Origin of the sequence: Gordonia jinghuaiqii (assembly GCF_014041935.1) — a bacterium.
Lineage (GTDB): Bacteria > Actinomycetota > Actinomycetes > Mycobacteriales > Mycobacteriaceae > Gordonia > Gordonia jinghuaiqii.
Genome location: NZ_CP059491.1, coordinates 3689656 through 3708116, shown reverse-complemented (window position 1 = coordinate 3708116; position 18461 = coordinate 3689656). Strand labels below are relative to the sequence as shown.

20 protein-coding genes and 1 tRNA gene are annotated in these 18461 nt (G+C 66.5%); 11 read left to right on the top strand and 10 right to left on the bottom strand.

Annotated features, from left to right (window positions below):
- The first annotated feature begins 131 nt into the window (after nt 1-131).
- From pgm to H1R19_RS16605, 4 genes are all read left to right on the top strand, one after another.
- Nucleotides 132-1775 (top strand): phosphoglucomutase (alpha-D-glucose-1,6-bisphosphate-dependent), encoded by a 1644-nt coding sequence (gene pgm / locus H1R19_RS16620; RefSeq protein WP_219849606.1) that lies wholly within the window; start codon nt 132-134, stop codon nt 1773-1775.
- 82 nt (nt 1776-1857) lie between these two features.
- A complete protein-coding gene (locus H1R19_RS16615) occupies nt 1858-2613 on the top strand; it encodes a DsbA family protein (RefSeq protein WP_188327425.1) in 756 nt (251 codons plus the stop codon).
- Nucleotides 2614-2724: 111 nt separating this feature from the next.
- Nucleotides 2725-2797: transfer RNA gene (locus H1R19_RS16610), tRNA-Ala, on the top strand.
- Nucleotides 2798-2900: 103 nt separating this feature from the next.
- Nucleotides 2901-3314 carry an NUDIX hydrolase gene (locus tag H1R19_RS16605; RefSeq protein ID WP_244970735.1) on the top strand — a complete coding sequence of 138 codons (414 nt, stop codon included), beginning with the start codon at nt 2901-2903 and terminating at the stop codon, nt 3312-3314.
- A gap of 40 nt (nt 3315-3354) precedes the next feature.
- On the opposite strand, the gene H1R19_RS16600 is transcribed toward H1R19_RS16605, so the two are convergent.
- Together H1R19_RS16600 and H1R19_RS16595 are read right to left on the bottom strand one after the other, a co-directional pair.
- Entirely contained in the window at nt 3355-3906 is a 552-nt protein-coding gene (locus tag H1R19_RS16600) for a hypothetical protein (protein WP_244970734.1), read from the bottom strand.
- Nucleotides 3907-3910: 4 nt separating this feature from the next.
- Nucleotides 3911-4525: a TetR/AcrR family transcriptional regulator gene (locus tag H1R19_RS16595; protein ID WP_219849604.1), complete on the bottom strand. Its 615-nt coding sequence runs from the start codon at nt 4523-4525 to the stop codon at nt 3911-3913.
- 206 nt (nt 4526-4731) lie between these two features.
- On the opposite strand from H1R19_RS16595, the gene H1R19_RS16590 reads away from it, so the two are divergent.
- Nucleotides 4732-6543, top strand: a complete 1812-nt coding sequence (locus tag H1R19_RS16590; protein WP_372631519.1) for a multicopper oxidase family protein — start codon at nt 4732-4734, stop codon at nt 6541-6543.
- Between the two features lie 86 nt (nt 6544-6629).
- On the opposite strand, the gene H1R19_RS16585 is transcribed toward H1R19_RS16590, so the two are convergent.
- The 4 genes from H1R19_RS16585 to H1R19_RS16570 all read right to left on the bottom strand — a co-directional run bounded on the left by H1R19_RS16585 (nt 6630) and on the right by H1R19_RS16570 (nt 9522).
- Nucleotides 6630-6866, bottom strand: coding sequence for a hypothetical protein (locus H1R19_RS16585; protein ID WP_219849602.1), 237 nt, complete (start codon nt 6864-6866; stop codon nt 6630-6632).
- 49 nt (nt 6867-6915) lie between these two features.
- Nucleotides 6916-7659 (bottom strand): pyrimidine reductase family protein, encoded by a 744-nt coding sequence (locus H1R19_RS16580; protein ID WP_219849601.1) that lies wholly within the window; start codon nt 7657-7659, stop codon nt 6916-6918.
- The gene (locus H1R19_RS16575; RefSeq protein ID WP_372631521.1) at nt 7656-8129 is read right to left on the bottom strand and encodes a flavin reductase family protein; all 474 of its coding nucleotides are present in this window, start codon (nt 8127-8129) and stop codon (nt 7656-7658) included. Before H1R19_RS16575 ends, H1R19_RS16580 begins: the two co-directional genes overlap by 4 nt.
- A gap of 193 nt (nt 8130-8322) precedes the next feature.
- On the bottom strand, nt 8323-9522 hold the full coding sequence (locus H1R19_RS16570; RefSeq protein ID WP_219849599.1) for an NAD(P)/FAD-dependent oxidoreductase: 1200 nt from the start codon (nt 9520-9522) through the stop codon (nt 8323-8325).
- 85 nt (nt 9523-9607) lie between these two features.
- Here H1R19_RS16570 and abc-f point away from each other — a divergent pair, with 85 nt between their 5' ends.
- The 3 genes from abc-f (at nt 9608) to H1R19_RS16555 (ending at nt 12209) form a co-directional block, all read left to right on the top strand.
- Nucleotides 9608-11263 (top strand): ribosomal protection-like ABC-F family protein, encoded by a 1656-nt coding sequence (gene abc-f / locus H1R19_RS16565; protein WP_188327436.1) that lies wholly within the window; start codon nt 9608-9610, stop codon nt 11261-11263.
- A gap of 91 nt (nt 11264-11354) precedes the next feature.
- A complete protein-coding gene (locus tag H1R19_RS16560; RefSeq protein WP_219849598.1) occupies nt 11355-11720 on the top strand; it encodes an ArsR/SmtB family transcription factor in 366 nt (121 codons plus the stop codon).
- Between the two features lie 3 nt (nt 11721-11723).
- Nucleotides 11724-12209, top strand: a complete 486-nt coding sequence (locus H1R19_RS16555; RefSeq protein ID WP_219849597.1) for an SRPBCC family protein — start codon at nt 11724-11726, stop codon at nt 12207-12209.
- 36 nt (nt 12210-12245) lie between these two features.
- Here H1R19_RS16555 and ygiD read toward each other — a convergent pair whose 3' ends face one another.
- Nucleotides 12246-13088: a 4,5-DOPA-extradiol-dioxygenase gene (gene ygiD, locus H1R19_RS16550; RefSeq protein ID WP_372631523.1), complete on the bottom strand. Its 843-nt coding sequence runs from the start codon at nt 13086-13088 to the stop codon at nt 12246-12248.
- A 158-nt stretch (nt 13089-13246) separates the two neighbouring features.
- Here ygiD and H1R19_RS16545 point away from each other — a divergent pair, with 158 nt between their 5' ends.
- Nucleotides 13247-13840 carry a DUF1707 SHOCT-like domain-containing protein gene (locus H1R19_RS16545; protein WP_188327440.1) on the top strand — a complete coding sequence of 198 codons (594 nt, stop codon included), beginning with the start codon at nt 13247-13249 and terminating at the stop codon, nt 13838-13840.
- A 6-nt stretch (nt 13841-13846) separates the two neighbouring features.
- Here H1R19_RS16545 and H1R19_RS16540 read toward each other — a convergent pair whose 3' ends face one another.
- From H1R19_RS16540 to H1R19_RS16530, 3 genes are all read right to left on the bottom strand, one after another.
- A complete protein-coding gene (locus H1R19_RS16540; RefSeq protein ID WP_219849595.1) occupies nt 13847-14893 on the bottom strand; it encodes a PHP domain-containing protein in 1047 nt (348 codons plus the stop codon).
- Between the two features lie 90 nt (nt 14894-14983).
- Nucleotides 14984-15325, bottom strand: a complete 342-nt coding sequence (locus H1R19_RS16535; protein WP_188327442.1) for a histone-like nucleoid-structuring protein Lsr2 — start codon at nt 15323-15325, stop codon at nt 14984-14986.
- A 190-nt stretch (nt 15326-15515) separates the two neighbouring features.
- The gene (locus H1R19_RS16530; protein ID WP_219849594.1) at nt 15516-16418 is read right to left on the bottom strand and encodes a hypothetical protein; all 903 of its coding nucleotides are present in this window, start codon (nt 16416-16418) and stop codon (nt 15516-15518) included.
- Between the two features lies 1 nt (nt 16419).
- Between H1R19_RS16530 and trhO the strand changes: the two genes are divergently transcribed.
- A complete protein-coding gene (gene trhO, locus H1R19_RS16525) occupies nt 16420-17265 on the top strand; it encodes an oxygen-dependent tRNA uridine(34) hydroxylase TrhO (RefSeq protein WP_219849593.1) in 846 nt (281 codons plus the stop codon).
- Nucleotides 17253-18317: a CobW family GTP-binding protein gene (locus H1R19_RS16520; RefSeq protein ID WP_219849592.1), complete on the top strand. Its 1065-nt coding sequence runs from the start codon at nt 17253-17255 to the stop codon at nt 18315-18317. Before trhO ends, H1R19_RS16520 begins: the two co-directional genes overlap by 13 nt.
- Nucleotides 18318-18461 lie beyond the last annotated feature (144 nt).

Sequence of the window (18461 nt, the reverse complement as noted above, 5' to 3'; positions counted from 1 at the left end):
CCTCCAGAGGCGGTTCGACGGTCGTTTCACCCTAGCGATCCGGATCGGGTCCCGATCGGATCCCCTCCGGTGGGCGGGCCGATCGGATTGTCAGCCCGGCGAACCGGGGGCGGAGTGGCAGAATTGCGGCTATGGCACATCCTCGCGCTGGTACCTTGGCCCTGCCCGAAGACCTCATCGACGTGGACGCTCTGGTGCGTGCCTATTACGAGAACGTCCCCGATCCGTCGGACCCGTTGCAGCAGGTCGTGTTCGGGACGTCCGGGCATCGCGGGTCGAGCTTCGACAATGCGTTCAACGAGGCGCACATCCTGGCCACGACGCAGGCCATCGTCGACTATCGCCGATCGGCGGGCACCTCCGGTCCGTTGTTCATCGGCTTCGACACCCACGCGTTGTCGGTACCGGCCTGGCGTACGGCGCTCGAGGTGCTCGCGGCCAACGAGGTCACCGTCTACACCGCCGAGAGCGACTCCTTCACCCCGACGCCCGCGGTCAGCCGCGCGATCCTGACGTTCAACCGCGAGAACCCGGGTGTGCTCGCCGACGGCATCGTGGTGACGCCCTCGCACAACCCGCCGCGCGACGGCGGATTCAAGTACAACCCGCCGACGGGCGGCCCGGCGGACACCTCGATCACCTCGGTCGTCGCCGCGCGGGCGAACGAGTTGCTCGAGCGCAAGCTCGACGGCGTCAAGCGCATCCCGTTCGAGCGTGCACGCACCGGTGAGTACGTGCACGACTATTCGTTCCTGCTCAACTACATCGACGGCCTCGGCGACGTGGTCGACATGAAGGCCATCCGCGACGCCGGCATCAAGATCGGGGCCGATCCGCTCGGCGGCGCGTCGGTCGGCTACTGGGCGATGGTGGGTCTGCGCTACAACCTCGACCACCTGACGGTCGTGAATCCCACTGTCGACCCGACTTTTTCGTTCATGACCCTCGACACCGACGGCAAGATCCGGATGGACTGCTCGTCGGCCAATGCGATGGCGTCGCTCATCTCCGCGCGCGATTCCTACGACATCGCGACCGGGAACGACGCCGACTCCGACCGTCACGGCATCGTCACCCCCGACGCCGGCCTGATGAACCCGAATCACTATCTCGCCGTCGCGATCGACTACCTGTTCACGCATCGGCCGCAGTGGTCGGAGACGGCGGCGGTCGGCAAGACGCTCGTGTCGTCGTCGCTGATCGATCGGGTGGTCGCGGGAATCGGCAGGCCGCTGCTCGAGGTGCCGGTCGGTTTCAAGTGGTTCGTCGACGGCCTGCTGAACGGTCGCGTCGCCTTCGGCGGCGAGGAGAGTGCCGGGGCGTCGTTCCTGATGTTCGACGGCAGTCCGTGGTCGACCGACAAGGACGGCATCATCATGGCGCTGCTGGCGTCGGAGATCCTCGCCGTGACCGGCAAGACACCATCCCAGCGGTATGCCGAACTCGCCGCCGAGTACGGCGAGACGTCGTATGCGCGCATCGACGCACCGGCCAGCCGCGAACAGAAGGCGGTGCTGTCGAAGCTCTCGCCGGATCAGGTGAAGGCCACCGAGCTCGCCGGTGAACCCATCGACAAGATCCTGACGACGGCACCGGGTAACGGCGCCGCGATCGGCGGGCTGAAGGTCACCACCGAGAACGCCTGGTTCGCCGCGCGGCCGTCGGGCACCGAGGACGTCTACAAGATCTACGCGGAGTCCTTCAAGGGAGCAGAACACCTCGCGCAGGTGCAGAAAGAGGCGCAGCAGGTGGTCGACGCGGCGTTGGCCGGGTGAGAGCTGGCCGTTCATCGACGGTCGGTGGCCTCCCCGCAGATCCCTCAGACAATTTTCAGCGCGGCGCGGATATTGTCGGATTGTGAGCAAGCAGCGAAAGCCGGGAGCATCGGTGCCCCGCACCACCAAGTCGAAGTATCAGCCGAGTGCGCCGTCGAACACCATGACGTACGTACTCGGTGGCATCGCGGTCCTGGTGATCGCGGGACTGGTCATCGGCGGTATCTGGTGGAGCGGACGCGACAAGGGCGAGGCCGCCGACCAGTCGGCGCTGGCCAGTAGTTCGACGATGATCGTCGGTCCCGAGAATGCGCCGCTGATCGACATCTTCGAAGATCCGCTGTGCCCGGTGTGCAAGCTCTTCGAGCAGCAATCCGGACCGGCCATCACCAAGGCCGTGACCGAAGGTCAGCTGCGTGTGCGCTATCACACGCTGAACTTCCTGAACTCGAAGTCGGCGTCGGGTGACTACAGCTCGCGCGCCGCAGGCGCTCTGAAGTGTGTCGCCGAGGAGCAGAACGCCGACCTGTTCCTGCGGTTCCACAGCGCGCTGTACACCTCACAGCCGGCCGAGGACGGCACCGGCAACATCACCAGCCCCGAGCTCGCGCGCATGGCCACCGCACAGGGGGCGACACCCGCCACCGCGCAGTGCATCACCGACAACGCGAAGGTCGCGCAGGCCGAGGAGAATGCGAAGAAGTCGACCGACGAACTGTCGAAGGCCACCGGCGGCCAGGTCGGCACCCCGTCGGTCCTGCACGACGGCAAGACAGTCGAGGGCGTCCTCGACGGCACCGGCTGGCTCGAGGACATCCTCGGCGGCAACAAGTCCTGATCCCGTTGGAACCGGGCCCCGGGCGGGCCCGGTTCCTGGGGATTTGGCCGCGATCGCAGACATGGTGTAGCTTTTCCAGTGCCCCTGAACAGGGCGGAAACAACAAAATACGGGGCTATGGCGCAGCTGGTAGCGCACCACACTGGCAGTGTGGGGGTCAGGGGTTCGAGTCCCCTTAGCTCCACTTCGCGAAGCGCGTTTCGACAATGTCGGAACGCGTTTCGTCGTTGTTTCGCTGCAGCACGCCCCCGGCCGGCAACGTCGGTGCGAGATCTAGGGTGGGCGCCGTGGTCGATTCAGCTGTCATCCGGGTGAGTGCGGTGATCCTGCGGGACACCACCGGTGCAGTCCTGACCGTGCGTAAGCGCGGCACCGCCCGATTCATGTTTCCCGGGGGCAAACCCGAACCCGGCGAGAGCGCGCTTCAGACGGCGATCCGGGAGTGCCGGGAGGAACTACAAGTCGAACTCGACGCGTCGCAGCTGGAGGAGCGCGGGCTGTACCGAGCGGTCGCTGCCAACGAGGACGGATACGACGTCGAGGCGGCGGTCTTCGTCTGCTCGAATCCCTTGGATCGGGATACGGACACATTGAGCCCCGCTGCCGAGATCGCCGAACTGCGCTGGCAGCCGCTCGACGGGTCGGGGTGGCCGGCGGATCTCGCGCCGTTGACGGAATGTGTTCTCCCCGAACTGATCTGAGCGAAGGGCGCGAACTCAGAGATAGCGATCCTGCTGGTACTCAGGGGCCGTCGACCCAGAACTGGCCGCCGCACATGATCGCTTTCCCGGACGGGTCCTGGGCCACCTTGTCGACAGCCGGATCGCAGGGTTCGCCGAGGTTGTGGACGGACCCGTCGTTGTCCGCGTGGCCAACCCATCTGAAGCCTCCGTCCGCGCCCATGTAGTTGCACACGAGGCTCGTTCCGTCGGCCGCCGTGCCAAACGACCGTGCCTCCCATTCGAAACACGGACCACCCTCCGACGGCGTCGACCCCGTGGGCGCCGGTCGTGTGGTCACCGGAGGTGGTGCCGGTGTAGGCGATGGCTCCTGGGTCGGCGTGCTCGTGACAGTCACGGTGACCGGAGCAGCGTCGGTGCGGTCGTCGCCGCTGTCCCTGGTGAACAAGTAGACGGCGAGCACGACGAACACGAACACGAGGAGTGCCGCGATCCCGGCGAGAACCCAGGTGATCTGTCGGCTGCGGTCTTGCTTCATGGCGCAGACGTTAGTCGCCGGGCACCCCGCGACATCGAGTAGACGACACCCAAACCGCAGCCTGGTGAGTCGCACGCATCTAGGGAACGTCCGGTCCGGTCGGGTCCGGATCGGCGGACGGTTCGGCCACGGTGAACGACAACAGCCCGGGTAGTGCGCGCTGTACGTCGTCCGGGGTGATGGTCGGTAGCCCGTCGTGCCCGTGGATATAGCCGATTCCGGCGTACACCAAGACGCCGGACACCAGGCGGGCCTGGCCCGGGCTCATCCCGAATTCACCCACGATGCCCTCGACCGCCTCGAAGATCTCCGCGTCGATGTTGCGCACCGTTTCGGCGACGTTGTCGTTGCTGCGCGCCCAGTTCCGGATGGCGCGTTCCACCGTCAGGTGATCCTTGCTGATGAGCATCGTCGACAACGCGATCAGACGCCCGTCAGGGGGCATCTCGGAGAGCTTGTCCAGGTCGGCGACGCGTCGACGATTCATCTCCTGCCAGCGCACAGCCATCGCCTCCCACAAGGCGTCGAGGTCTCTGAAGTGCCAGTAGAAGCTGCCCTTGGTGACTTCCAGGGTCGTGCACAACCTGGCGATCGTGACCCCGTGCTCACCTCCGCCTTCCGAGGTGAGCAGCGTGAATGCGGCGTCTACCCAGTCGGTGGCGCGCAGGCGTGAGCTCCGACGGGACTCGGTCATCTGCTGGGCGATCCTCTCCGGTCGGCGCGGACGGTGCTCGTGACCGAGTACACCACGACGACCAGCGGCGATACGACTCTCGGCCCAACCATACCGATGGTATGGTGATCCGCTTAAGTTCGTCCGGGTAAGGGGATCGCGTGGGTCACAGCATCAATCGTCGGCAATTTCTGTGGGGGACAACCGCCGCCACCGCGTCGGCCGCGATGGCGGCCCGTCTCGGCACCCCACCGGCAGGCGCGGATCCGCTGCCGCCCCTGAAGGTGCCACCCCTCAAGGTGCCGACCATCTTCCATTCGCCGGAGATGGCTGCGTACGTCGACGACCTCCCGGTGCCGAGCACCATCACCTCGTCGCCCACGCAACCGATCGATATCGTCGCGCGGACCACGAGCAGTCGGTTCCACCGCGATCAGCCGAAGGTTCCGACGATGGCGTACAACGACGAGTCGTACCTGGGGCCGACCATCGAGGCCCACGTCGGCGAGCAGACCACCGTGCACTATCGCAGCGAACTCGGCAAGCACATCTTCGCCGCGGATCTGGACACCTCCCTGCACGGGGTGTCCGAACGCTATCGGGACACACCGGTCACCTCCATGCACCTGCACGGTGGCGCCACGCCACCGGAGTTCGACGGCAATCCCGAGCGTCTCATGCTGCCGCACCACGGTACCGCCCTGTTCAAGTTCCCCAATCGTCAAGAAGCCGGCCATCTCTGGTACCACGACCACGCCATGGCCATCACGCGCGCCAATGTCTATGCGGGCCTGGCGGGGATGTACTTCCTCCGGGACGATCACGACACCGGGACAACGACCAATCCACTCGGACTTCCGGCCGGTGAGCACGAGGTCCCGCTGATCTTGCAGGAGAAGATCTTCCGCGCCGACGGTCATCAATCCTTACGCTCGACGCCGGTTGTCCCGCAAGGCATGTGGGAGGGCGGCGCGGTCGGCGACCGCGGACTCGTCAACGGCAAGGTATGGCCGAAGATGACCGTCGATCGCGGGCTGTACAGGTTTCGGCTGATCAACGCGGCGTCGTTCTCGGTGTGGAACCTGTTCTTCTCCAACCGCATGCGATTCTGGGTGATCGGCAACGAAGGCGGCCTGCTGAACGCTCCGGTCGCGACCCGTTCGTTCGAGGCGGCGCCCGGCGAGCGCTTCGACCTACTGGTCGACTTCAGTTCGCTCGCACCAGGAGAGACCGTCGACCTGTGCAACGACCTGGCGCCGCCGTTCCAGGCTGCGATCCTCGGCGAGGTGGCCATGACACGGTTCTGCCGGTTCATCGCCGGCACCGCACGCGGCGACCGACGAGGCGTCCCGGCGACGCTGCGGGGCGGTCGGGGACGTCCCGCGCGAATCCCGCCGATCGCCACGCCGCAGCGAGTCCGACACGTCAGCGTCTCCCAGCCCTACGAACTGCGTGTGCCGCCGGCCATCATGTCGCTGAACAACCTCCGCTACTCCGACCCCCAGATCGAGAAGCCGCGTGCGGGTACCACCGAACGGTGGGACATCATCAACATCACCCCGGACCCGCATCCGGTCCACCTACACCTGGTCATGTTCCGCATCCTCGGCCGACGGCCACTGCGCACCGTCGAGTATCAAGCGGCGAATCCGCAACCGCCGATCGGTACCCGCTGGGCGCCGGACCCGAGCCGCTTCTACGCCGGACCGATGCGCGGTCCGGCCGCGTGGGAGGCCGGCTGGAAAGACACCGTGCACGCGACCGGTGGGCACGTGACCTCGATCGTCGTTCGTTTTCCGACCGCCGACGAACTCGGCTTCGATCCGGACGCGGTCTTCTCCTCCGACCCGACGCAGTCGTGGAGCCGGCCGTCGGGTGGTCACGAGGTCGCACCGCCGAGGGCGCCCGGTCACCACCATGCCGGAGCCACACCGGTTCACGGCATGGCCACCAAGGACCTCCAGGGATATGTCTGGCACTGCCACATCCTCGACCACGAGGACCACGACATGATGCTGAGATACCGGGTGGTGCCCTGACCGGGCACAGTCGAACGCAGTGGCAGTCGAACCCCGAGGCGCCGCCGAGTGTTCCGCGGAACACTCGGCGGCGCCTGCCGGTGATGTCATCCCCGGCGCTTGCGGCCCCAGAGCAGATAGACCGCCGGCGCGACGCCGGCCGTCGAACCGAGCGACAGACCGATGGCCCACGCGCGTTTGGGGCCGTTGACCTCCGCCTGCTGCCGGCCCGCGAGGTCCCGCAGCGCCCACACCCGCAGGCCTGCGTCGATCGCGGCGACGGCCACGACGGAGGCTTTCCCTGTGGGGGACAGCTCTTTCCACTTCTTCTTCGGTAGGCGCATGCCTTCAGGCTATCGCTGGGGTGCTCCCCGGCCGGGATGGCCGGGGACGTCAGCGCATGTAACGCAGGAACAGGTCGTCGTCGTGGACCAGGGCATGCTTCAGCCGGAATCGGCGGGGAGCCTCGAGCGGACTGAGGACCGCGGCGGCGCTCTCGGTCGCCGGGTCGCCCTCGGCGGTGAGCTGCGGCGCCATCGTCAGGCACAGTTCATCGATGAGATCGGCCTCGGTGAGTGTGTTCAGCAGGCTCGGTCCGCCCTCACAGTTGATGCGGCGCAGCCCTCGCTTGCGTAACTCCTCGATCGCCGCGGGCAGATCGATGCCGTCCTCGCCGACCGCGATCATCTCGGCCTTGTCGCGCACGGCCGAGGTGTCGGCGCTCGCGGAGGTGATCAGGATGGGGCGTTGCTCGGGTGGCAGGTCGAGTGAGCGTTCCGGCAACGAGCAGGACAGCGAGACGATGGCCATCCGCGGCGACTCGGTGGCCCACGGCCTGCGGTCCCGGGCCCGAAGCGCTGCCAGTTCGTCGGAGAGCGCCACCGGCCCGTAGTTCTCGATGCGCGCGGTCGCGGCTCCCACGAGAACGACGTCGGACAGCGCACGGAGGGCGTGGAACAGGGCCCGGTCGGTCGCCGACGACAACGGTCCCACGCGCCCGCGGAAACTCACCGACCCGTCGATGCTCATCACCATGTTGGTGCGGACACCCTCGGACCAGTCGGCGTAATACCGTTCGGCGAAGGCGGCGACATCGAGATCGGCGGCAGTCTCTTCCCGGACAACCCGATCGCTCATGCGTCGTGTCCCGGTTCGATGTGGTGCGTGCCGGCGAAGCTGACCCACGAGTTCCGGTCGGGGTCGTCGGCGAGTATCGCGCCGTCGACGGGTTCGACGATGTGCGCGGTGTGATCGCCGATGTCGACGCGGTCGAGGATCCGCGCCGCGAACCACATCTCTGAGTCGTCGAGCACCGGTAGACCGTGTGGGCCCTCCGACCACCGGCATTGCTCGAACTTGTCCACCTCGTCGCCCGTCTGGCCGCCGAACAGTTCGGCGAGTTCGCGGTGCTCCCGCGGGATCAGGTGGACGGCGAGATACTCGGCCTCGGCCGCGACGCCGTGGGTGTGATTCGCCTGTGAGATACCCACGAGGAAGCGTCGCGGATCGATACTGGTCTGGCTCGCGAACCCGACGAGGCACCCCGATCGCCGCCCACCGGCGATGGTCGTGACCACGAACACCGGGTAGTCGATGATGTCGACCATCTTGTCGAAAGCGTCGGTGTCAGCCACCCATGTCTCCTTCTCCCCGAGGGGGATTCATCGAACGAATACGGCCGGCCGTCGAGTCCACCCGAGCAGGTCCGGTCGGCACAACCAGCATGTGTTACCCAGCCGGGCGGCTCTCCAATCGGACGCCTCGAGACTCAGCCGCCGCGAGACTCGGACGCCGCGAGACTCAGACGCGACCCTTCAGGATGAGATCCCAGTACAGGCGCGGCAGTACGTACCGGTCGAACGCCCAAGCGCTCCGGCGGGGCCGAAGGGGGTCGATGAACGACGGCAACGACGATGTCACGGTGCCGTTCCGGTCGAACTCCGCGGCGATCAGATGGTGGGCGTCGGTGGCGATCGGCGCGACGGTGTACCCGTCGTATCGCTTCAGTTGACCGTCGTGCCGAGCGGCGACGAGATTGTCTGTGAGGACGGCGACCTGCCGCCGAAGCCCTCCGCCGGACGGGTCCGTCGCCACACCGGCGCCGTCACCGGCCGCCCAGACCGACGGGTGCGTGCGGTGGCGCAGCGTCTGCGGATCGATGTCGACCAGACCGTGCTCCTGGTCGCCGGCAAGGCCGGACTCCGCGATCAGGTCCGGCGCCCGGAACGGTGGGACGAGATGAAGCATGTCGTACGGCACCGCGTCGGTCCTGGTGCTGGTGACGGCGGTGATCCGACGGTCCGCGGGGTGTAGCCGTACTTCGCTGTCGAGAACGACGTCGACCCCGATCTCCTCGAGCCGATCGAACAGACGCATGTCGAGTTCGTCGACGCCGAGCAGTCGTGGACGGTCGACCACGAGAGTGATGTCCAGGGTCGACAGAATCCCCGACCTCCGCCAGTGCGCGGCCGCGAGGAACAGCGGTTTGAGGGTGGTGCCGGTGCAACTGACCGGCGGGCGGGGGACGGTGAACACCGCCCGGCCACCCCGCGGCATCGACCGCACGAGCTCCCAGGTCTGGTCGGCCCGGTCGAGATAGTTGCTCGCCACAGCCTCATCGGAGACCGCCAGATCGGTTCCCGGCATGGCGTTGTGGTCGGGCACGAGCCCGACCGCCACGATGAGGTCCCGATACCCGACGTCGACCCCGGACGCGCACCGGATGGAACGCCCGCCGGGGTCGACGACCACCGCCGAGTCGCGCAGCCAGGTGACCCCTTCCGGTGTCACCGACCGTTGGGTACGTTCGGCGTCGCGCAGACTCGCCTGCCCGCCGCCCACGTAGGAGAGCAGCGGACGGTAGGTGTGCACCGCTTGCGGTTCGATCACCGCGACGTCGGTGATCCCCAGGCGGACCAACCGTGCCGCGGCACTGATGCCGGCGTTGCCGCCGCCGACGACGACGACGTCGAAGCGGTGGGTCCCATGCGATGAGGTCATTCCCGCGGGTACCCCGGTGGTGGTGTGGGAAACGCCATGACGAGCGCCGGTTCGGCGCCCGGACGGCGGGTGGGACCATTGACCGATGACCGCAACTCTTGTCGCCAAGGACGTCGCCGGCGGATACGCGCATCGCGTCCTCTTCGACCATCTCGATCTCACCGTCGCCCCCGGTGACGTGATCGGTGTGGTCGGCGCCAACGGCGCGGGCAAGTCGACGCTGCTCCGGGTACTCGCCGGGGAACTGGCTCCGCTGGAGGGCACGGTGACGCGCGCTCCCGCCGACGCCTTCGTCGGCTGGCTACCCCAGGAACACGAGCGCATCCCGGGAGAGGTCGTCCGCGATTACGTCGCCCGCCGCACCGGGTGCACCGCCGCCCAGCACGCGATGGATGCCGCGGCCGATGCCCTGGGCGACCCGGACGCACCCGGCGACGCCGACGACGTCTACGCCGCCGCTCTCGATCACTGGCTCACCACCGGTGCCGCCGACCTCGACGAGCGTCTGCCCGCCGTCCTCGCCGACCTCGGGCTCGACGCGGGGGTCATCGACCCCGCCACCACCCTGATGGCCGACCTCTCCGGTGGGCAGGCCGCCCGGGTTGGCCTGGCGGCCCTGCTCTGCTCCCGATTCGACATCGTGTTGCTCGACGAGCCCACCAATGACCTGGACCTCGAGGGCCTCGCGCGGCTCGAGGAGGTCGTCGCCGGCATGCGCGGTGGCGTCGTCCTCGTCAGTCATGATCGAGAGTTCCTGGCGCGCAGCGTCACCCGTGTACTCGAACTCGACCTCGCGCAGCACACCAACACCGTCTTCGGTGGTGGCTACGAGAGTTATCTCGAAGAACGCGCGGTGGCGCGCAGGCACAAGCGCGACGAGTACGAGGAGTTCGCCACCAAGAAGGCCGACCTCGTGGCTCGCGCCAGAACCCAGCGTGAATGGTCCAGCCAGGGCGTGCGCAACGCCATGCGCAAGGCGCCGGACAACGACAAGAACCGACGCCGCGCCGCCACCGAATCCAGCGAGAAACAGGCCCAGAAGGTTCGCCAGATGGAGAGCCGGATCGCACGGCTGGACGAGGTGGTCGAACCCCGCAAGGAGTGGGTGCTCGAGTTCACCATCGGTGCGGCACCGCGCTCCAGCTCGGTCGTCGCCACCGCGAACAACGCCGTTGTCCGACAAGGAGATTTCGTCCTCGGTCCGGTGTCGCTACAGGTCAACGCCGGAGAACGGATCGGCATCACCGGACACAACGGTGCGGGCAAGACGACGCTGCTGCGTCTCCTGCTCGGCCGCATCGAGCCCGACGAGGGCACCTCGCAGCTGGGTTCCAGCGTCGCCATCGGCGAAATCGACCAGGCCCGTGGACAGTTCACCGGCTCGCGGTCGCTGGCCGATCGCTTCGCCGAACTCGTGCCGGACCACACGATCGCCGACGTCCGCACCCTGCTCGCGAAGTTCGGGCTGCGCGCCGATCACGTCGACCGTCCCGTCGGGGAACTGTCACCCGGGGAGCGCACCCGCGCCGCGCTCGCCCTGCTGCAGGCGCGCGGCACCAACGTCCTGGTGCTCGACGAACCGACCAACCACCTCGATCTCCCCGCCATCGAACAGCTCGAGTCGGCGCTCGATTCCTATGACGGCGCAGTGCTTCTGGTGACCCACGATCGCCGGATGCTGCAGAACGTGCGCGTCGACCGGCACTGGGATGTCGAGGGCGGCCGGGTCACCGAGCGGTAGGCCGGCTCGGCGGCCGGGGTTCAGGCGGGGGGTCAGGCCGGGGATCGGAACAGGGGGTTGACATACAACCGCGTGGTTGTATGTTTGTGGTGTGGCCGAAACCGAGGACGCGGCAGACGAGGACCGGGCGGACGCCCTGTTCCACGCGCTGTCCGACCGCACTCGACGCGACATCCTGCGCCGTGTGCTCGACGGGGAACATTCGGTCTCGGTGCTCGCCGCGAAATACGACATGAGCTTCGCGGCAGTACAAAAGCACGTCGCCGTCCTCGAGAAGGCGGGCCTGTTGACCAAGCGCCGTCAAGGACGCGAACAACTCGCCAGCGGCGACGTGACCGCGGTGCGTTCGGTGGCGTCGATGCTGACCGAACTCGAACAGGTGTGGCGCGGCCGTATCGCGCGCATCGACGACCTCCTCACCCTCGAGCACCAACTCCCTACCTCATCGGAGGAATGACCAATGCCTGTCATCGATGTGACCCCGGACCTCGACGCCCGGACCATAACCATCAACGCCGAGTTCGCCGCGCCGGTCGAACGTGTCTGGCAGATCTACGCGGACCCGCGTCAGCTGGAGAAGATCTGGGGACCGCCGACCTACCCCGCGACCGTCGTCGACCACGAGCTCAAGCCCGGCGGAAAGGTCACGTACTACATGACCGGTCCCGACGGCGAGAAGTACGGCGGCTATTGGAAAGTCGAGTCGGTCGACGAGCCGAAGAGCTTCACCTTCCTCGACGGATTCGCCGACGCGGACCTCAACCCCATCACCGACATGCCGGAATCGCGCAACTCGTATGCGTTCGCCGAGCAGGACGGTAAGACGGTCGCCACATACATCGGCACCTATGACTCCGCCGAAGGACTCCAGAAGGTGCTCGACATGGGTGTCGTCGAAGGGACCAGGGAAGCGATGAACCAGATCGACGAGTTCCTGAAGGAGTGAGGCGGCGGATACGGGCGGGGTTGCCTGCTGCGGCGCTCAGATGTTGGAGTTGAGCGCCGGAAACCCTTCGGGGAGTTCGGCTGCCGGGGCTCCGCCCGCGGATGTGCCGGTGTCGAGGTCAAGCCCGTGCGTGTAGGCGGCCATCGAGATCGACCCTGCCGCATGCCCGTCGACGAGCAGATCGAGCGGCGCGTCCTGCGCCAGGCCTGCGATGTAGAGCATCGGCAGGTAATGATCCGGTGTCGGGACGGCGTTGCCGAAGTCGGGATGGCCGTCGAGGCTCAAGACGTTCGACGGCTTGTCCTGCAACACCTCCCGGGCCGCGTCGTCGAATCGGTGGGCCCAGTCGAAGCCGGCGTCGGCCCGGGAGAAATCCACCGCGCGTAGGTTGTGGACGATGTTGCCGCTGCCGATGATCAGCACACCCTGGTCGCGCAGGGGCGCCAGCTTGCGCCCGAGCTCGTAGTGGTGCTCGGCGTCCTTGAAGGCGTTGAGCGACAGCTGAAGTACCGGGATCGACGCGTCGGGGAACGTGTGCACCAGCACCGACCACGTGCCGTGATCGATGCCCCAGCTGTCGACGTCGAGACCGCACCAGGTCGGTTTGACGACGTCGGACACCATGTCCGCGACCTCCGGATCGCCGGGCGCCGGGTACTCGACATCGAACAGGTCCTGCGGAAACCCGTAGAAGTCGTGGATGGTGCGTGGCCGGGGCATCGCGGTGACCGCCGTGGCGTTGGTGTACCAATGCGCCGAGATCACCAGGATCGCCCGCGGCTTGGGCACCGCCCGTCCCAGCGCAGCCCACGCCTCGGTGTACCTGTTGCGTTCCAGTGCGTTCATCGGATTGCCGTGGCCGATGAACGCGGTCGGCATCGTCGTCGCGGGGAATGCTCCCGTGGATGTCATGGCTGCCTCTTCGTCGCACGAGTCGAGTTGTGCTCGACGCTACGCGCGCCGACGCCTGTCGGCGACGACGCACCGCCGATCCAGCGACACCGACACGTAGATCGCGGTGCAATAAGGTGGCGATCATGGTCGATCGCCTACCCGATGACGAGCTGAGAGTCGGAAACCCAGAACGCGAGCGGGCGATCACCCTGCTCAACGACGCGTTCTCGTCGGGGTATCTCGAGATCGCCGAGTTCGAGGAACGCTCTGGCCTGGTCTACTCGGCACGTACCCGGGGCGAGCTCCGCGTCGTGCTCGAACACCTTCCCAATGCCGGGCTGCTGTTCATCGACGCCGCGGTCGCCCCGGTGCACGCAGCACCTCAGCAGACGATGCCGCCGCTGCACCTCGAGGCGGAGTGGGAGTCGGTTCGACGCAAGGGCACCTGGCAGGTTCCGTTCACCATCATCGCCACCGGCACGATGGGCAAAGTCGACCTCGACTTCACCAACGCATCGTTCCCCGGCCCCTCGACATCGCTGCAGTTGCAGGTGTCGGCGACGACGGTGAAGGTGCGCGTCGGTCCGGACCAAGAGGTCCGATACGGCGGCCTGCAACTCTCCGGATGGTCCAAGGTGAAGGACAAGGCCGGTGCGCAGAAACGCCCGGGCGGGCCGGTGATCGAGATATCCGGCTCGGCGTCGGGTATGACCGCCGTCGTCATCCGACGCAGCTGAGGCGGCTCACCGGGAGATCCAGTCCAGCAGTCTCTCCGACGACCATGTCGTGACGATCCGCTCGGGGTCGATCTGATGGGACACCGCCCGCTGCGCGCCGAGGATCTTGAACTCCAGCTGCCCGGGGGCGTGCGCGTCGGAATCGATCGCGAACAGACATCCCGCGGCGAGTGCGATCTCGATGAGTTCATCGGGCGGGTCCACGCGCTCGGGGCGTGAATTGATCTCCACCGCGGTGTTGTTGGCCGCGCACGCCTCGAAAACGGTTCGGGCGTCGAACGTCGACGGGGGACGGTGGCCGCGGCCACCGAGAACACGACGGCCCGTGCAGTGGCCGAGGACGTGCACGCGCGGGTCGGAGACCGCGGCGACAAGCCGAGAAGTCATGGCGTCGTGCGGCATTCGAAGATGGGAGTGTACCGACGCGGTGACGACGTCGAGACGCGCGATCATCTCATCGGACTGGTCGAGAGCCCCGTCGTCGAGGATGTCGATCTCGATTCCACGTAGGAGCCGAAAACCGTTGGCATGTAGTCGGTTCCAATCATCGATGACCTCGATCTGCGACGCCAATCGCTGGGCGTCGAGTCCGTTGGCCACCGTCAGGCGCGGCGAGTGGTCGGTGATGGCCAGCCACTCGTGTCCCGATGACATTGCAGCCGAGGCCATCTCGTCGATCGAGGCACCGCCGTCGCTCCATTCGGTGTGCGCATGCAGATCGCCGCGCACCGCATCGACCATCGCGTCGGCGCCATCGTGCGAGATCGGCGGATCGTCGTCCTGCAGACGGGACAGGTAAGTCGGCAAGCGCCCGTCGACCGATTCGGTGATGACGGCCGCGGTGGTCTTGCCGATGCCGTCGATCGCGGTCAAGGTGCCCGCGGCGGAACGATCGCGCAGTTCCGATGGGTCGAGCCGGTCAGCGGCACGTGCCGCGCGGCGGAACGCCTCCACGCGATAGGTGCTCTCGCGGCGTCGTTCGAGGAGCCAGGAGATACGGGTCAACGCCTCGACCGGGTCGACCGGTGAGGTGAGCGGCTCGAAGGACTTCACGGTGACGTCTCCGGCAGACACCGACCGCCCGGCGCGATGATCTGCGGCCGGGCGGTGGGTCTGAGCTCGATGGTTGGGTCGGACGAGCCGTCAGTGAGCGGCTTCGAAGGCCTCGATGATGCTCTGCGGGATACGGCCGCGATCGCTCAGCTCGTAACCCTCCTTGATGGCCCACTCGCGGATGGCCTTGGTGGTCTCCTTGTTGCGACCGCCTGATGCGGTCGCTGTCGCGGCTGCACGCTTGGTGACACGGCCGGTCTGGCGGGAGATGTCGACGTACTTCGAGAGCGAGTCGCGGAATTGCTGCGCGTGTTTCGACGAAGTATCGAACTCGTAGTTCTTTCCGTCCAGCGACCAACGGACGGTCTCGTACTGATCGAGCACCTTGCCGTCGAGATCGTCGATGACCTGAACAATTTCCTTTTTCGCCATGAATTACTTGTCCCCTCGAATTGTGTCATCCGACCAAGACGGCCGTGCAAGGTTCATTAACCTTCTCCACCCCGTTTTGATCTATTCTTCGGTGCACAGCTTAGACCCGAATCATGAGTACCTGCTGAGAACCCCCGCCTAGACCATAAAGTAAAACAATGCGTTAGGGAAGTCGGAACGCACGAGATTGTTATCGGGTGGGGGCCGTGCTGCTGTTCGATGTCGGATTTCGAGGGCTCGTGGGGCGGCTCGACGTCCGGCTTGTCCGAGTGGTGGGCGTCACGGAGGATGAGATCTCGGACGTTTCGTCCGATTCTTCGGGCGTCAGACTCACCAAGGATTCGGGTGCGCGATCGGCGGCATAGATCGTCCGGTATCGACCAGATGCGACCGAGAAGCCGGCCTTGGATCGCGATTCGAGACAAAACAACCCGACGGTCTCAACGAGGCATGAGAATCGTGAAATGGAAATCGTGTGACCGAAGTCGACTATCGAACTGCGATACAGAACCGGATAGCGATTGGCACACGCACCGCGTTGCGGACCTTCTGAACTCAGGGTCGCGAAATCGCCTGCCCAGTCGCAGGCGGCCGAAGCGCGCGACGATGCGCTCCGCGACGGGGAGGTGTCCGGGTCGTCGTCGTCATCGATACGGCACGCCAGCGTGGCGGAGCCGTTGGTTCCGGTCGAGCAATTGACCGTGCCGTCCGGTATGGAGAAATGGAAACCCGAGGAGTCCTGCAACGGTGAATCAGGGGTCACCGAGCCCTGATGGAAACGAGAATTGTCCACCCGCGGGGCGAGCGCCACAACCCGTCCGATCGTCCAGTCGGGCAAATTCTGTGCCGTGTCCGTGCCGCTTGTCGAAGGCGTCGACGCCGACTCGATCTCGGTCACCGTCGACAACTCGTCGGTCGGTGGAATGACGATTCGTGACGGTTGGGTGTCGGTGGGCAATGAGCATCCGGCGACCGTGATCGACACCGACGCCGCGACGATTGCGATAGTTGCACAGATCACGCGACCGAAATGGGGCGGTCGGCGTCGGGGCGGGCATTGCGGGCGCGGTGGACGATTTCCGTACCCTTGCACTGTGTCGACCCCCAAGATCGTTCTGTTCTACGTCTTCGTTCCGCTGCCCGATCCCGAGGCCATCCGGTTGTGGCAACTGGCGGTATGCGAGTCGCTCGGGCTGCGGGGCAGGATCATCGTGTCACGCCATGGGATCAACAGCACCGTCGGCGGTGACATCTCCGCGGTCAAACGCTACGTCAGGACGACGCGCGCGTACCCCGGGTTCGCCGACGCGGACATCAAATGGTCGGAGGGCACCGGAGAGGACTTCCCGCGTCTGAGTGTTCGGGTGCGCCCGGAGATCGTCACCTTCGGGGTTCCCGACGAGATCGACGTCGACGAGAACGGCGTGATCGGGACAGGGACCCGACTCACCCCCGAGCAGGTACATGAGCTGGTCGATCAGCGCGGCGATGACGTGGTCTTCTTCGACGGTCGCAACGAGATCGAGGCCGAGGTCGGGCACTTCGCCGGGGCGGTCACCACCAAGGCGCAGACGACGCGCGACTTCGTGCCTCTGATCGAGAGCGGGGCCTTCGACCATCTGAAGAACCGTCCGGTGGTCACCTACTGCACCGGTGGGGTCCGGTGCGAGGTGCTGAGCACGTTGATGAAGCACCGCGGGTTCACCGAGGTCTATCAGCTCGACGGCGGCATCGTCCGCTACGGCGAGCAGTACGGTGACGACGGACTGTGGAAGGGCTCGCTGTATGTCTTCGACAACCGGATGAGCACGGAGTTCTCCGATCATGCCGAGGTGCTCGGCCGGTGCGTCGAGTGCGGCGCCCCGACGAGCAACGTCGCGAACCATCCCGATCGAGACGGCCGCGAGCTCGCGGTGATCTGCGCGGCATGCCTGGACTGAACACGCACCGGCCGGCGCGGCGTCGTGCCCCGGTTCCGGTGATCGTGGTCGCCGGCTACCTCGGCTCGGGCAAGACCACGCTGCTCAACCACCTCCTGCGCGCGGCGGGCACGACCGGCACCCGCCTGGGTGTGCTGGTCAACGACTTCGGGTCGGTCAACATCGACGCCTTGCTGGTGTCGGCACAGGCCGACGGTGCGGTCAGCCTCAGCAACGGCTGTATGTGCTGCACCGTCGACGCCGACGGGCTCGCCGACGCGTTGACCTCGCTGGCCCGCCCCGGTGCGCGGATCGATGCGATCGTCATCGAGGCCAGCGGGATCGCCGAACCCAAGTCGCTCATCCGGATGGTCACCGCGGTGCCGGACCCACGGTTGCGCTACGGCGGACTGGTCTACGTCGTCGACGCGGCGCACATCGACGACGTGCGCCGTGCTCATCCCGAGATCGACGCGCACATCGCGATCGCCGATCTCATCCTCGTCAACAAGGCCGACCTGATCTCGGCGGAGGCGATGCGCCGCGTCGAAAGTCTTGTTGCGCAACTGAATCCGACCGGCGCGCGAGTGGCGACGCGGGAGGCGGCGATCGATCCGGTGATGTTGTTCGATGTGGCCGAGGTCGCGGAGACCCGGCCCGACGGTCAACTGGCCCTCGACGAGCTCTTGCTCGAGGAGACCGAAGACCGCCGGCACGCGCATCTGCACGCGGAGTACGAGTCGGTGTCCTTTTCCAGCGATGACCCGATGAACCCGCGCCGGCTGGCCAGGTTTCTCGAACGGCCGCCGAGCGGATGCTTCCGGATCAAGGGCATCGTGCATTTCGACGTGCCGAAACACCGGCACAGATTCGTCGTGCACGGCGTCGGCGGCTTTGTCCGTGTACAGCGTGAGGGATGGGGCGACGACCGGCCGTCGACCGAGTTGGTGGCGATCGGCCGTGGACTCGATGCCGCGGCCGTACGCGCCGAACTCGATGCCGCGGTCGCACAACCCGGCGACGAGGCGGACCCCAACGGCATCCTCGGTGTGCTGCGTCACCTGCAGGCGTGAGGGGGCGGGCGTGTCACGCACACACGCCGGTCCGGAAGTCACATCTCCCTAACGAAATCCCATCGGCCCTGGTCGCGCATTTCGCAAACCACCGCACGGCTGCTTCACTGTTAAGCCTGTGACAAGTGTGGCCAGTGGTGCTCA